This is a genomic window from Bacteroides sp. 4_1_36, from assembly GCF_003466325.1.
Lineage (GTDB): Bacteria > Bacteroidota > Bacteroidia > Bacteroidales > Bacteroidaceae > Bacteroides > Bacteroides uniformis.
Genome location: NZ_QSOX01000004.1, coordinates 259,187 through 273,429, shown reverse-complemented (window position 1 = coordinate 273,429; position 14,243 = coordinate 259,187). Strand labels below are relative to the sequence as shown.

Below are 14,243 nucleotides of genomic sequence, written 5' to 3'. Positions count from 1 at the left end.
CTCTCACGTACGGTTCTTAGGGGAGAAGGGGGCAGCAATGCCCTTGACTTACCCGATATTGAAAAACAAGGTGACTTCTTTGTAGAGTCTCCGATTATCCTGCTGGCAGCTATAATCTGGTATTTGAAAATATACAAAAACGGTATCTATTGCAGCTTCCCTCATGCCGTGGAATTGCTGAACAAACCTTACTCTGATTTGTTTACCATATTGACTTCCTATCCGGAACTGGAGAATTACCTTTCTCCTTTCATGGATGCATGGAAAGGTGGGGCACAAGACCAGCTCCAAGGCCAGATAGCTTCTGCAAAAATTCCGCTTACCCGAATGATTTCTCCACAGCTGTACTGGGTCATGACAGGCAATGATTTTTCTTTGGACATCAATAATCCAAAGGAGCCTAAAATCCTTTGTGTGGGCAATAATCCGGACCGACAGAACATCTATTCCGCTGCGCTCGGACTGTATAATTCCAGAATCGTCAAACTGATAAACAAAAAAGGGCAGCTTAAAAGCACGGTCATTATAGATGAGCTCCCTACCATCTATTTCCGAGGGCTGGACAACCTGATAGCGACGGCACGTTCCAACAAAGTAGCGGTTTGTTTGGGATTTCAGGACTTCAGCCAGCTTAACCGTGACTACGGTGAAAAAGAAAGCAAGGTAATTCAAAATACAGTCGGCAACATATTCAGCGGTCAGGTGGTCGGCGAAACAGCCAAGACACTTTCTGAACGCTTTGGAAAGATTTTACAAAAACGGCAGTCCATATCCATCAACCGTCAGGATGTCTCCACATCGATCAACACCCAGCTGGATTCCCTGATCCCTGCATCCAAGATTTCCAATCTTTCACAGGGTACGTTTGTCGGTTCCGTGTCGGACAATTTCGGGGAGAAAATAGACCAGAAGATTTTCCATGCGGAAATTATCGTGGACCATGCCAAAGTAAGTGCGGAAGAGAAGGCTTACAAAAAGATTCCGGTTATCAACACGTTCAAAGACAATGAAGGGAATGACATCATGCTCCAGCAGATACAACGTAATTATGACCAGATAAAGGCGGATGCCCAGGCCATCATAAACGATGAAATGGAACGAATCAAGAATGATCCGGAACTATGTGAACGGCTGGGAATAGAAAGTGTAGAAGAGGAGAAAAGAAAAGCTGAATAAATACAGAATGACAAATAAATCCTGAATCAGTTTGATTTTCAGGGAATATTCCTTATCTTTGAAACTGAAATAGAACATAACGGCGGATTACGGGATGTTTTCCGTCGATTATATACATAAGTCGCAAGACGTCTCGAACAGGAATCTGACAAATTCATAAACACAGAGGCTATTGCGTGAGGCTTATGCTATACCTTATAGCGTGAGCCCATGCGAGTTTCTGTGTTGGGCTTTGTCAGAGCCTCTGTTCGAAATAAGCATGGGTTTCATGCTTTTATTTTTAATAGCAGAGGTATGGCAAAAGTACAGATTATTATGCCCGTCACATTGGACGGTTTCCTGCCGGACAAAAATGAGGAACTGATGGAATGGCTCAGGACAGACCGGAACGGCTTCCCTTATTGGGAAGAGCAGGCTACATTCAACATGTATCCGCATTACGGTATGCTTGATTTGATGGATGCAAAAGAGAGACGCGACAAAAACTGTACTTTCTTTATGAAAGTACAGGACGAAAAAAGTGCCGAATATGCTGGTGGAGTATTTCTCTTCCGACTCGCAGATGAACTGGTCATTTACTTGCTTCCAATATCATACAAAAGTGGGAAAAACATAACCGGAAAGATTCAATTCGGACAATGGACTTTGCGTGAGTCCAAAACATTCCGAAACAATATATGCAGACTGGTATACCGCCTTAAAGAATAAAGATTACTTCAGACCAAGTTTCTTCATTTTCTTGTACAGGGCTGTACGACTGCAACCGAGTTCCACTGCTGTCTTGCTGACATTACCATGATTTTTTTCAAGCAAGTTTCGTATCCTTTCCTTTTCCTGAATGATACGAATATCCGGATTGTCACTACAATCTACATTGTCCAGTCCCAAGTCACTGACATTCAATAATGCATTATCCGCAACAATTACCGCACGTTTGATCTTTGCGTTCAATTCCCGCACATTACCCGGCCAGTCATATCCCAGCATACATGTTTTTGCTTCTTCGGTAAATCCCTCATTCTTGACACGTATTCTACCGGAATGTTCTTTTCTGAAGAATTCGGCAAGCGGAAGAATATCGTCTTTGCAATCTTTTAATGGCGGTTGAACAATTTCAAGTTCTGCAAGGCGATAATACAAATCCTCACGAAAACGACCTTCCTGCACAGCCATTCTCATATCTTCATTGGTGGCAGAAATAATACGTACATCCGTGCGTTTCACTTTATCACTTCCTACCGGGTTAAACTCTTTCTCCTGAAGGACACGCAGAAGAAGAATCTGCATGGGATACGGCATATTACCGATTTCATCCAGAAATAAAGTCCCTCCATTGGCTGTTTCAAAATGTCCCTTCCTATCCGCAACAGCTCCGGTAAATGCGCCTTTGACCGCACCAAAAAATTCAGAAGCCTGCAAATCGTTAGGTATACTTCCACAATTGACAGCAACGAATGGCTTGTCACGCCTATCACTATAACGGTGAATCATTTGGGCTATCACCTCTTTACCGCTTCCACTCGGACCTAGTATCATAACAGAAAGATCCGAAGGAGCCACTCGACGGGCAAGTGAAGCGGCTTTTCTGGCAGCTTCGCTGGTACGTTCTACAAAAGAACGCTCTTTACGCACTATAACCGGACCTTTCAGCATACTGTGCATTAATTCAAGCAGTTGTTCCTGATGGACAGGTTTTTGTAAATAATCCTTGGCTCCGAGCTTGATGGCACGGACTGCATCCGAAATACAGGCATAATCCGTCATGACAATAAAAGGGATTTCCATACCGGAACGCATCATCCAATCCAAAAGGCTGATACCGTCACCTTCTGGCAAGCGTACGTCTCCCAACACAAGATTGATTTCATTTTTCTTCAGGATACTACGTGCACCAGGTTCATCTATAGCTGTAAATACTTCGTAACCGGTCTTCTGCAGCCATTTTTCAACCATAGCACATAGTATCATATTGTCCTCAACAATCAGTATTCTCATATTTCCTTAATTCTTTTTCTGTTTCTTCTATCAATTTCTTTACCCACTCTATAATCAGAATTGCATGTTCACAAATAATTTCATCACTACTGTCCATATCTTGTAACCGTTCTTGAAAATCACGCAACAAGTTTTCCTTTCCAAGCATTTCCCATACAGGTATCATTCGATGGATTGTTTTTCTCATAACTTCACGGTTATCATCTTTTAAGGCTGATTTCAGGTCCTCAAGTTCCTTTCTGGATTCATCGATAACCAAAGATAACATATACATATTATCATCCGAACCTTCCAATAAACGGGAAAAATCAAACTCACCAGCATCTGATACTTTTGCTTGAGACATAACGGATGATAAAAAAGTCAGCAATGCATGTATATTGAACGGCTTATGAATACAACCTACGAACCCTTCTTTTTCATAAATATCAGTATTGCTGTCACCACGAGCTGTCATGACTGCTATCGGAATCGTTTTTGAATTTCCAATATCTGAATTTCGGAGCAACCTTAACAGAGCGAACCCGTCGGTGTCCGGCATTTGTACATCTGTCAGCACCATATCATAATCCGATTGCCCAAGAGCAGCCACGACTTCCTGGAAATTCATACAGCTTGTGCAGGAAACTCCCTTACGCCCAAGCATGTCTTCCACTATTTTCAACAATATAGGATCATCATCCACAACAAGCACATTCTTCGGTAGAATGGTTATCGAATCATTATCAGGCTTTTCCTCTTCCACAAGTTCATCCGTTACAGGTAAAGGGAATTCAAGCTTGAAAATGCTCCCCTTTCCCGGTGCGCTTTCCACAGCTATAATACCATTCAGAACTTTGACCAGTCCTTTGGTCAGAAAAAGCCCTAAACCGAAGCCCTCGGAATTGACATTCTGTGCGGCACGCTCAAAGGGGGCAAATATTCTTTTCAGCGTTTCCTCATCCATACCGATACCGGTATCCCTGATTTCAATGTGCAGTTTCCCTTCCAAATATTTTGAATAAAAGCTTATGGTTCCTGATGGGGTAAACTTGATGGCATTGGTCAGTAAATTGGCCAATACCTGCTCCAGCTTATCTGCATCGCCCTTTACAACAAAAGATGAATTTTGATGTTCAGATTGAAGATATAAGGCCTTTGCAACAGCCTTGCGGGAAAACTCGTCTGAGATGCGTTGCAGGAAACGGTCAAGATAAAATGGCGTGTCGTTACGCAAATCACCGGTTTCATTGATCCGATAGGCATCCATCAGGTCATTAACCAGGTGCAGAATATGATGACAGGAATGGCGTATATCCTCCAAATATGGTTCGCGTTTCTTTTTTTCCCGTGTTTGGGAAGCCAAGTCTGCACAGTTATGAATATTACCGAGCGGGCCACGGATATCATGAGAAACGGTCAGAATTATTCTTTTTCGCATTTCAAGCAAATCCTCGTTTTCCAGAACGGTTTGCTGTAGTTTGACTTTTATCTTTTCTTCCTTACGTATATCGGATAGAATAATGAAAAAAGAAATAATAAACAGAACGATAACAATACTTATCACTATAGCAAACAGTCGGAAAGATTTCCATCTTGTCTCCGTTATTTCCAGATACTGTTCTGTAAATGACTGCTGTATTTGGTTATCAAGAGAAGAAACAAAATCATATAACTTGTGATTTAACAGCCTATTCTGTAAACGCAGACTGTCTGCATACGCTTCCATCTGATTATTCCGCCAATCTCTGGCAGAAGTCAATCTTTCATTGAAGTCCTGTATTTCATTTGTGATGTATGGAACTTGTACCGTCTCTTTCTTTCCAAATAATCCGGCAATCCCTTTCTTTTTCTTCGTTATTGTCTTCATCCGAACAGACTGTGTGGCTATTACAGGTAATTCATTCGTAAGAATACTGTCGGACTCCTTCCAGGATTGGACAGCTTTCATTATCCTGAACAGATGTATCTCTTTCGCCTCAAGCAGTACCCGTAAAGAGTCTATCTGAACAGGACGTAAGAAATTTCCACACCCGGATTTTATTTCAAGCAGAATACTGTCTGTTTTAAGACGCTGATAATGGTATCTGTTATAATCTGATTCATCCCATGCAATAACTGATTCGCCTAAAGTTGCCAATCTGGTAATATACAAATGAGCCTTATGGATATTTTCACGGGCATGATTGGTTTTATTTATAACATCCTCAAATCTTCGAAAGCGGAAACGCTCATTGACCATAACAACAGTCAAAAATAAAACTATAGCTGTTATAATGATATAGCCTAGAAATATTTTTTTACGTAATACTATGCTCATTTAAGCATTTTGATTATTAACAACATGAATACTTATTTTTCAAAATAACCCTTATATTAATAACATCAATCTTTTCTTTTATTCAACTAAAATAGCTCAATAGTATGCGTCCTTGCTTTTTTACAAAAGTCATTGCCCTCCAATTAATCTTATTACTTGTATTCATCTATTGATATGTAAAATTTTATGTATCAAAATGTACATCGAACAGTTTGCGAACTCTACAAAAGTTGTATTTCAAAGAAAATGGTATCATAAAATTACAATTATTATATTGGCCCGTTGGCGAATTACTTTTCTAGCACATTTATAATATTTTGATTCGCCAACGGGTAAAATTTATCTATTTACTATTTTGCCATCTAACAAATAAATCACTCGATTGGCATAACCTGCATCTCTTTCTGAATGTGTAACCATTATAATTGTTGTTCCTTGTTTATTAAGTTGTTGTAGTAGCGTCATGACTTCAATACCATTTGTTGAATCCAAATTACCAGTTGGCTCATCTGCTAATATCAAAGGACAATCTGTGACTATTGCACGAGCAATGGCCACTCGTTGTTGTTGTCCTCCTGATAATTGCTGTGGAAAGTGTTTGGCACGATGGGCTATATTCATTTGTTCTAATACATTCATTACTTTTGATATTCGTTCTTTCTTTGGAATGCCCAAATAAACTAATGGTAACTCAACATTTTCAAATACCGTTAATTCATCTATCAGATTAAAACTTTGGAAAACAAAGCCAATATTTTTCTTACGAAAAGAACTCAACTGATTTTCATTCATTTTGGTCATTTCTTTCTCGTTAATAAAATATTTTCCAGACGTAGGTATGTCTAGCGTTCCTAAAATATTTAGCAACGTTGATTTTCCACATCCTGATGGTCCCATGATGGCAACAAATTCCCCTTGTTTAATTTCCAAATTTACATTGCTTAATGCTCTAGTCTGTACATCCTCTGTCGTAAAGACCATGGAAAGATTTTCTGTTCTAATCATATTTTAAAAATTTAAATTACTCATTTCTCAAAATACGCATTGGTTTTAAACGAATTACACGCCAAACTTGATGAGCTACTGTCAATAAAGCGACAAATATCATTAACACAAATGCTATTACATATCCCCACCAAGGCAAAATAATATGAAAGGCATAAGTTCTAAGCCATTCATCCATCAAAATAATAGAAAGAGGAGTTCCCAATACTGTAGCCAATATCGTAAGTAATATCAACTCTCGTGTTAAAACCCAAAAAAGACTTTTCTTATCAGCCCCTAACACCTTCCTTATTCCAATTTCTTTTACACGAGCCATTGTAGAAAAGAGAGTCATAATCCATAACCCCAAACAAGCTACAAATATTGCAAGCAATGATGCACATGTAAAAATCCAACTAAAATTACGATCTGATTTATACAAATCATCATTGTAATCACTCAACCTAAAATATGAAAATACAGCTGAAGGAAAATATGTTTTATATATCTGCTCTATCTTTGCAACTTGTTTTGCATTAATTTCTGTATTTAATTGAATAGAAATATACGGTGTTGCAATAAAAGGAACACGTTCTTTTATAAAAAACATTATTGGCTTATATGGTTCAGCAAGTGATTGTTGGTGATAATTTTTCACAACACCAATAATCTCAAGAGGCTCTTCCAAGACTTCCATGGCCAATTGTTTGCCTAATGCATCTTCAGGAGAAGAGTATCCAAGTAATCTGGCAGCCTCCTCATTCAAGACGACCTTGTTTAGTTCATTTCCATAATTCTCAGAAAAAATACGGCCACAAATGATTTTAGGAGAATACAGTGTCAAATAATCATAATCTACAGCAAACATTTGTATCAGTTTTATTTCTGATATGTCGCTTCCATAAGGACGATTAGTAAAATAATTTGCTACTTCCACACCTGGAACTGCACCGGAAACAGCCACATGACTTATAAAGGACTCCTGTTCCAGTCTTTTTTTAAAGTTCATCATTTGTACAGACATGTTTTCTGTTAAAGCAGGATATTTCAAAACCAAAACTCGATCAAACATAGAAGAAGAAGTTTCTTGTTGCATAAAATGTATTTGTCTAATTACTACAATTGTTCCTGAAACTAAAATAAAGGAAGCTACAAATTGAATGACAATTAATATTTTCCTAATTTTATTTCCCTTTCGACTATGTAAAAATTTACCTCGCATGATGTCTGATAGCTTAATATGAGTAAGTAGAAATGACGGATATAAACCAATAAAAAAGGTTCCACAGACAAATATTATTAATACCATACTCCAACATTCTAATGAGTTAAAAACGTCAAATGCAAAATTTTGTCCAACCCAACGGGAAACAATAGGCAACAATACTTCTATCCATCCCAAAGCTAAGACCAATGCCAATAAGTTGAATAGCCCTGATTCAAGTAATCCTTGTATTACAATTTGTCGACGAGAAGCTCCGAATACTTTTCTAAGCCCAAATTCCTTTCCTCTTTCTAAATAACGCGCAATAGTTAAGTTCAAAGCATTTACCCATCCGATTAACAATAAAGCTACAGCCATAATAAAAAGAATTTGGACAGCTGTTTTGCTACCTTTTTCTTCTTTTTCATATGATTTACGAGGAGTCAAATGTATATCTTTTAAAGGAATAAGTTCAACTCTCCAATCTTTATACTTTAATGCAGATGTCTTATATTTTTTTGATATAGAATGAAAATTTTCTTCTATATCGCTTGGACTTTTACCGGGTTTAAGACGTATGTAAGTATACACACCATGAATATACCAAATGTCACGTCTTGCTTCTGGAATAGAAGAATACGACAATAAAAAATCGTAACGTAAATGAGAGTTATATGGCATATCTGCAATTATTCCTGTAACCTCAAAATGTTGTTCGGATGAAGGCGTCTTAAAGGTCAAGATTTTACCAATAGGATCACTATCTGCAAAATAGCGATGTGCAGTACTTTCCGTAATTACAACTGTATTTGGACGAACTAATTGTCCTTCCTTCTCCCCTTTAATTATGGGGAAATTAAATAAATCAAAAAAGGCAGGTTCCGTATAACAATATTTTTCCTCTATAAACTGACGATCCTTGTATGTAACTTCTTGTTCACGGTCTTGTGCAGTCACCCTTACATATTGTTCGATGCCAGGAATCTCACGAAACATGACAGGAGCGTGGCCAAATGTCGTTGTAGCCCAATTGTCCGTCAAAACGTTCCCTTCATAAAGACGACTTTCTACACGATAAATTCGATCGCCATCATGAAATGTGTCAAAACTTAATTCAAACCGTACATAAAAAAGAATCAACAGAGCCGAACCTATACACACAGAAAGGCCAAATAAATTAAGGGCTGTAAGAGACTTCTTTGCCCTCTGACTTTTAATAATTTGAGAAAAATATTCCATTATCGTAATTTTAAGAGTTCATTTTTACCAAATAAATCATATCCGGAAATAATAACTTTCTCTCCAGGATTCAAACCATCCAAAACTTCATAATACAAAGGATTCTGTCGTCCTAATCGAACTTGGCGCAGATGAGCCACTTTTTCTTTCTCATCTACTACATATACATATTCCCCTCCACTTGACTGATAAAAACTTCCACGTGGAATAAGAACTGCCTCTATAGGATCACCCAGTTGTAAATCTAAGTGATATGTTTGTCCAGAACGGATATTCACAGGTCTATCAGAAATAAAATGCAAATCAGTGCGAAATTGTCCATTTTGTACTTCCGGATATACTTTTGTTATTTTCAAACTATACTTTTTCCCTTCACGCTCAAAATTAGCCAAAAGGCCAGGATGAATACGTTCCACATAATGCTCATCAATCTTTGCTTCTATCTTCAACTCTGGGGTAATAATTTGTCCTATACGTTCACCTTGAGATATAGATTGTCCTATTTGAGCTTCTATATTTCCTAATTGTCCATCAACAGGCGCTTTTATCTTTAAATTTTCTAAACGTTCACGTACAAGTAAAAGACTTTTTTTAATGTTTCGTATATTTTCATTTAGACTTTGTAATTGATTATCACGTAACTGTACATCTTGTTTGATCCTTTCATCTAAAACTTTGACTTGTTCTGAAATTGAATTATAATCTTCCTGTGACTGTAAATAATCTTCCCTAGATATTAAATTCTTTTGAAACAGATGTGAGTATTGTTGAAAACGACGTTGCTTCCGTATTAATTCTTTATTCAGTGTAATACGTTCTTGCTTCAAACTAAGATGCTCTTGTTCCATATTCAAGCGAGTATTACGAAGTTCATTTTCCTGATAAGCCAAGTTTGCCTCACTTTGTAAAATACCAATATTTAACAGCGGATTACTAAGACGAAGAATTATATCTCCAGCTTTTACTTGCGTTCCTTCTTCTATCAAACGTTCCTCTACTCGTCCTCCTTCAATAGCATCCAAATATATGATATGATCCGGAATAACCTGTCCAACTACTCTTATGTAATCATTAAATTCTCCCTTTTGTACAGTAGAAATTGTTATACCATCTTTGTTTACATTCATAGAGGATGAATTGACACGAAATGTTATCCATAATACCCCCAAAAGAATAGTAATTGAACCAATTATAATACAAATCATTTTCTTTGAAAATTTGGATTTTTTCTCAATTTTTGTATCCATGCCGTTATAATCAATCTGCTTCATTTTTATTTTATAATTAATTTTTATTACAAAAATGTTCCTTCCTGATAGAATCGTATCACTCTTTTTTGAAGACTATATTGCAGTTTGGTACGTATTATCTCTGCTTTACTCCGCATGTATTGATTGCGTTTTTCCAACAATTCGAACATAGATATCATACCCTCCCTCCATTTTTCTTCACTTTCTTTCCATGTAATAGAATCTGCACGAAGTTGTTCTTTAGCTAATTGACATTCCTTAAGTGCAGATTGAAAAGAAAGATATGTATTATGTATTTAGAACCTCATAACAACCAAAAACAATCAGAAATATCCAAACGTAAATCTTTAATTACCAACACATTCTATAAATTAACACTTTTCGGCTGCTTTTTGTCGCTTCCCAAATTTCCACATATTTTTGATACATATTTCTGACGTGGAGAATTTGCGGAGCTTATTTTTTGTCATATCGTGCAGGTAGTTGACAAGGGTTTACAACCATTTACGATAAGCGACAAAATCCGCACCGATATGCAGCAATAGTCACATCGTGCAGAAAGGCGACAACGGTTGACTGCCGTTTACACCCGTTTACCACTTCGGAGATACATAGTTGAAGAAATGAACGAGTAAACGATAAAGCAGTATGAGTACAACCAAAAAATGCCAATTTTGTGGCAAGCCCTTTGTAACCCGGAGCGGTATGCAAAGGTATTGCAGCGAGGCTTGTCAGGCGGAAGCCAAACGAGCCAGAGTGATGCAGAAGAACAACCTCTTCAAAGTCGCCCAACCCTTGATGAAGATACAGCATCAGGAGTATCTCACCTTTTCCAAAGCAGCCATCCTCATGGGCTGTTCCCGACAGTACATTTACAAACTCGTAGCTCTCGGCAAGCTGAAAGCCTCACGCATCAGCAACCGCATGGCATTCATCCGCAGAGCCGACATCGAGCAGATGTTGGAGGGCAATCCCTATCACCGCATCCTGCCCGGCAGCACCTTCGTACCGAGAAAGTCCGCTTCATCATCCCTACCAACCAAAAGAGAAATAAGGGAAAAGGAAAGCGATGAAGTGTTGGACTTCTATTCGGGCGAGGAGGTGATGACCCTTTTTAAGGTAAAGCAGTCGTGGCTTTACACTTCCGCCAAGCGCAACCATATCCCCATCTGCCGTATCGCAGGAAAGAACTATTACAGCAAGAAGCATATAGATGAGTTTTTCGGTGTCGCTGTCGATATAAGCGGAATTACCGACTGGCTCCTGACCGAGGAGGTGGAAGAACTGTTCGGCATGAAGCCGACCGCACTCCGTGCCTTCACCTACCGCCATAAGATACCCACCAAAAGAGAATACGGACGTACCTATTACTCCAAATCCCATCTGGACGAACTCCGCAGAACCGACCTCGTGAACGATGAACGCTACTACACCGTGGAGCAGGTGCAGCAGATTTACGGGCTTTCCTCTGCCAATATCTGCCATATCGTCAAGGTGAAGCATATCGAGAAGATAAAGGTCGGTGTGAAAAACCTGCTTTTGCGTTCCGATGTGGAGCGTGTCATGGCAGAAAGGAACAAACAACCGTGAAAAACCTATTTTATCGAGAAATTATTTCAAAATGGAGTATCGTGGAGGTATTCACGGATATTTCACGTTGTTCCTTTGCGGCAGATAACTCGGAAACACCACCGAAAATGTTTAACTTCAAAATTATATTGATATGAGTAAATGCAAGACAGTGACCTTGCGTAAGCGCAAGATTAAGAACGGGACACAGTATTCACTATGTTTGGATTACTATCCCGGCTACCGTGACAACATTACCATGAGGGTGATTACACGTGAAGCCTTGGGGATTTACATCTTCGCCAAACCTGCCAACCAGCAGGAGCGGGATTTCAACACACGCATGATGAAAAAGGCTGCCATCCTACGTAACCAGCGTTATGAAGCCATCTTCAACGAGAACAACGGCTTCTTTGACAAGTCCAAGATGAAAGGCGATTTCCTTGCCTATTTCAAGGGCTTGGCAGACCGTAAAAACATCAAGTGGCAGCACGTTTACAAGCACTTTGAAAGGTTTGTGAACGGCAAATGCACCTTTGAGGAGGTGGATGTGGACTTGTGCCGCAAGTTCATGGAGTACCTGCTGAGTGCGCCTCAGACTATCCACACCAATCAAAAGTTGCATATCAACTCCGCAGCAGGTTATTGGTCAACATTCCGTGCCGTGCTTCACACAGCCTACCGTGACAGGAAGATAAAGGAAAACCCCAACGGTTTCTTAGACCGTATCGAATGCATTCCCACCATCAGGGAACATTTGAGCCAAGAGGAACTGATACGGCTTGCCGAAACACCTTGTGAGGAAGAGGTACTGAAAAAGGCTTTTCTTTTCGCCTGTCTTACGGGATTGAGGAAGAGCGACATCAGGCAACTCACGTGGCAGCAGATACAGCCATACACCAACGGCAGGATGTTCGTTACCACCCGTATGCAGAAGACAAAGGAAATAGTGCATAACCCTATCAGTGATGAAGCCTACGGACTGTTGGGAGAACGTGGAGAGGGGCTAATCTTTGAGGGCTTCAAGGATAAGATGCTGCAAGGACCACTCCAACGCTGGCTCTCTGCAGCAGGAATAACCAAGAAAATCACTTTCCATTGCACAAGGCACAGCTTCGGAAGCCTGCACGTGGAAATGGGAACGGATATGGCTGTAATCCAAGCCTATCTCGGTCATAAGAACATTACCACCACACAAATCTATTCCAAGATAGCAGCGCAGCAGATGTGTCAGGTAGTGGACAAGATAACCCTGAAACGCAAAGAGGCATAAACACTTCCATTGACGGATATTCAGAGGGGCGGTTATTGCTTTGTGTGCTTTAACCGCTCCTCTGTTTTTGGCTTGATGCCACCCCTCAGAGTATGAAACTGAGTATGATATGATGACATTTCGTGAAATACATTGAAAAAGACCGTTCTAACCGCAAATAACGGGCAGTAATTGGGAAAAATAGCATTAACTTTGCACAAAACAAAAAATAGGAACAATCAATCTCTCAACGAAATATGGAATCATCAGTCAAGGACAAATACATTATCTTGGGCTTTGTCGGCTTCGCCATCGTCCTAATATCTTCTTTCGCCACGCTGGTCATTGCGGACAATTTCAACCAAGACAACTTTGTCAGATGGATAGTGTTCGTATGCTGCAATCTGTTGGGATGGCTGCTCTATCTCTCCTTTCAGACACTCATCTTTGATACATACGAAATCTACAAAATCAAGTTTGGCAAGAAAGAAACGGTTGCCGAAGCCATAGAGGTACAGGAAGAACTGCCACAAAATACGCTTGAAGAAACTACATCTGTACCTGCATCTACATCAGCTCCTGAGCCTGTACCCGAACCAGCCCTGATAAAGGAAGAGCCACCTATCCAAGCACATCCGATAGAGCTTACCATCGCCCCGGATCTACATGCGAAGAACCGTGCCGATTATGCAAACAGAGAACAACGGGAAAAGGAAGAACGCATCCGCATGGTCATGGAGTATTGTCACTTCTACCTGCCCCGCATTGCCGACCAAGAAACCGTAAACCATATCTGTGCTGAGGTGGATAAGTGGATGAATCTTCATACATATACTCCCAAGCCCATACCGAACCCACTTACTAAAGACATCAACAACATTCCGCTCCGGCATTTCGTGTGGAATATCTCCGAGCGTTTCATGTATAAGAAATACTACAACGGGGACAACCGTGCCGGTTTCATCAAAGCCCTTTTCCCGAAAGCGTTTGCCGATACAGACACATCAACCATCAAGAACTTCAAGGTTGAGCCGTTAAAGACGGAAATTCCCATTGACGAACCCGAAAATGGCAAACTTGATTTCCACTATCCCGAGGATTACGTGCGGAATTAGGATAATCACGACACCAACGACAAACATCCGGTAATTCATAACCGCCTGTTTTACATTGCTTCCCGAGTAATTTTGCCCGTCATTTATGGCTGGGCTTAATTATTCGGGAATTATTTTGCAATGATGTATCGTGGAGATACTCACGGATATATCATTGCTG

The 14,243-nt window shown here is 39.7% G+C and carries 11 protein-coding genes; 5 read left to right on the top strand and 6 right to left on the bottom strand.

Annotation, left to right across the window (positions count from 1 at the left end; translation table 11 throughout):
• Together DXD65_RS06835 and DXD65_RS06830 are read left to right on the top strand one after the other, a co-directional pair.
• Window positions 1–1,176: TraM recognition domain-containing protein (locus DXD65_RS06835; protein ID WP_158573897.1), on the top strand; the 1,176-nt coding region annotated here is incomplete at its 5' end.
• Window positions 1,177–1,470: 294 nt separating this feature from the next.
• Complete coding sequence (locus DXD65_RS06830; protein WP_117887472.1) at window positions 1,471–1,884, top strand: hypothetical protein; 414 nt, start codon at window positions 1,471–1,473, stop codon at window positions 1,882–1,884.
• Between the two features lie 3 nt (window positions 1,885–1,887).
• Here the strand turns inward: DXD65_RS06830 and DXD65_RS06825 are convergent, their stop codons facing one another.
• The 6 genes from DXD65_RS06825 to DXD65_RS21560 form a co-directional block, all read right to left on the bottom strand.
• Window positions 1,888–3,171, bottom strand: coding sequence for a sigma-54-dependent transcriptional regulator (locus tag DXD65_RS06825; protein WP_117887471.1), 1,284 nt, complete (start codon window positions 3,169–3,171; stop codon window positions 1,888–1,890).
• On the bottom strand, window positions 3,152–5,470 hold the full coding sequence (locus DXD65_RS06820) for a hybrid sensor histidine kinase/response regulator (protein WP_117887470.1): 2,319 nt from the start codon (window positions 5,468–5,470) through the stop codon (window positions 3,152–3,154). Before DXD65_RS06820 ends, DXD65_RS06825 begins: the two co-directional genes overlap by 20 nt.
• A 339-nt stretch (window positions 5,471–5,809) precedes the next feature.
• Window positions 5,810–6,475: an ABC transporter ATP-binding protein gene (locus DXD65_RS06815; protein ID WP_117887469.1), complete on the bottom strand. Its 666-nt coding sequence runs from the start codon at window positions 6,473–6,475 to the stop codon at window positions 5,810–5,812.
• A gap of 16 nt (window positions 6,476–6,491) precedes the next feature.
• Window positions 6,492–8,897 carry an ABC transporter permease gene (locus tag DXD65_RS06810; RefSeq protein ID WP_117887468.1) on the bottom strand — a complete coding sequence of 802 codons (2,406 nt, stop codon included), beginning with the start codon at window positions 8,895–8,897 and terminating at the stop codon, window positions 6,492–6,494.
• Window positions 8,897–10,102 carry an efflux RND transporter periplasmic adaptor subunit gene (locus DXD65_RS06805; protein ID WP_410489531.1) on the bottom strand — a complete coding sequence of 402 codons (1,206 nt, stop codon included), beginning with the start codon at window positions 10,100–10,102 and terminating at the stop codon, window positions 8,897–8,899. Before DXD65_RS06805 ends, DXD65_RS06810 begins: the two co-directional genes overlap by 1 nt.
• Window positions 10,103–10,191: 89 nt before the next feature.
• Window positions 10,192–10,443 carry a TolC family protein gene (locus tag DXD65_RS21560; RefSeq protein ID WP_117887467.1) on the bottom strand — a complete coding sequence of 84 codons (252 nt, stop codon included), beginning with the start codon at window positions 10,441–10,443 and terminating at the stop codon, window positions 10,192–10,194.
• A gap of 352 nt (window positions 10,444–10,795) precedes the next feature.
• On the opposite strand from DXD65_RS21560, the gene tnpA reads away from it, so the two are divergent.
• From tnpA to DXD65_RS06785, 3 genes are all read left to right on the top strand, one after another.
• Complete coding sequence (gene tnpA / locus DXD65_RS06795; protein ID WP_117887466.1) at window positions 10,796–11,737, top strand: transposon Tn4555 protein TnpA; 942 nt, start codon at window positions 10,796–10,798, stop codon at window positions 11,735–11,737.
• Window positions 11,738–11,870: 133 nt separating this feature from the next.
• Window positions 11,871–12,989: a site-specific integrase gene (locus DXD65_RS06790; RefSeq protein ID WP_117878869.1), complete on the top strand. Its 1,119-nt coding sequence runs from the start codon at window positions 11,871–11,873 to the stop codon at window positions 12,987–12,989.
• A 236-nt stretch (window positions 12,990–13,225) separates the two neighbouring features.
• Window positions 13,226–14,083 (top strand): transposase, encoded by an 858-nt coding sequence (locus DXD65_RS06785; RefSeq protein WP_117887465.1) that lies wholly within the window; start codon window positions 13,226–13,228, stop codon window positions 14,081–14,083.
• Window positions 14,084–14,243: the final 160 nt, after the last annotated feature.

Bases quoted from the DNA above. Each gene is read 5' to 3' on its own strand.
- DXD65_RS06830 (WP_117887472.1), top strand. From the start codon at position 1,471: ATGGCAAAAGTACAGATTATTATGCCCGTCACATTGGACGGTTTCCTG.
- DXD65_RS06825 (WP_117887471.1), bottom strand. From the start codon at position 3,171: ATGAGAATACTGATTGTTGAGGACAATATGATACTATGTGCTATGGTT.
- DXD65_RS06820 (WP_117887470.1), bottom strand. From the start codon at position 5,470: ATGAGCATAGTATTACGTAAAAAAATATTTCTAGGCTATATCATTATA.
- DXD65_RS06815 (WP_117887469.1), bottom strand. From the start codon at position 6,475: ATGATTAGAACAGAAAATCTTTCCATGGTCTTTACGACAGAGGATGTA.
- DXD65_RS06810 (WP_117887468.1), bottom strand. From the start codon at position 8,897: ATGGAATATTTTTCTCAAATTATTAAAAGTCAGAGGGCAAAGAAGTCT.
- DXD65_RS06805 (WP_410489531.1), bottom strand. From the start codon at position 10,102: ATGATTTGTATTATAATTGGTTCAATTACTATTCTTTTGGGGGTATTA.
- tnpA (WP_117887466.1), top strand. From the start codon at position 10,796: ATGAGTACAACCAAAAAATGCCAATTTTGTGGCAAGCCCTTTGTAACC.
- DXD65_RS06790 (WP_117878869.1), top strand. From the start codon at position 11,871: ATGAGTAAATGCAAGACAGTGACCTTGCGTAAGCGCAAGATTAAGAAC.
- DXD65_RS06785 (WP_117887465.1), top strand. From the start codon at position 13,226: ATGGAATCATCAGTCAAGGACAAATACATTATCTTGGGCTTTGTCGGC.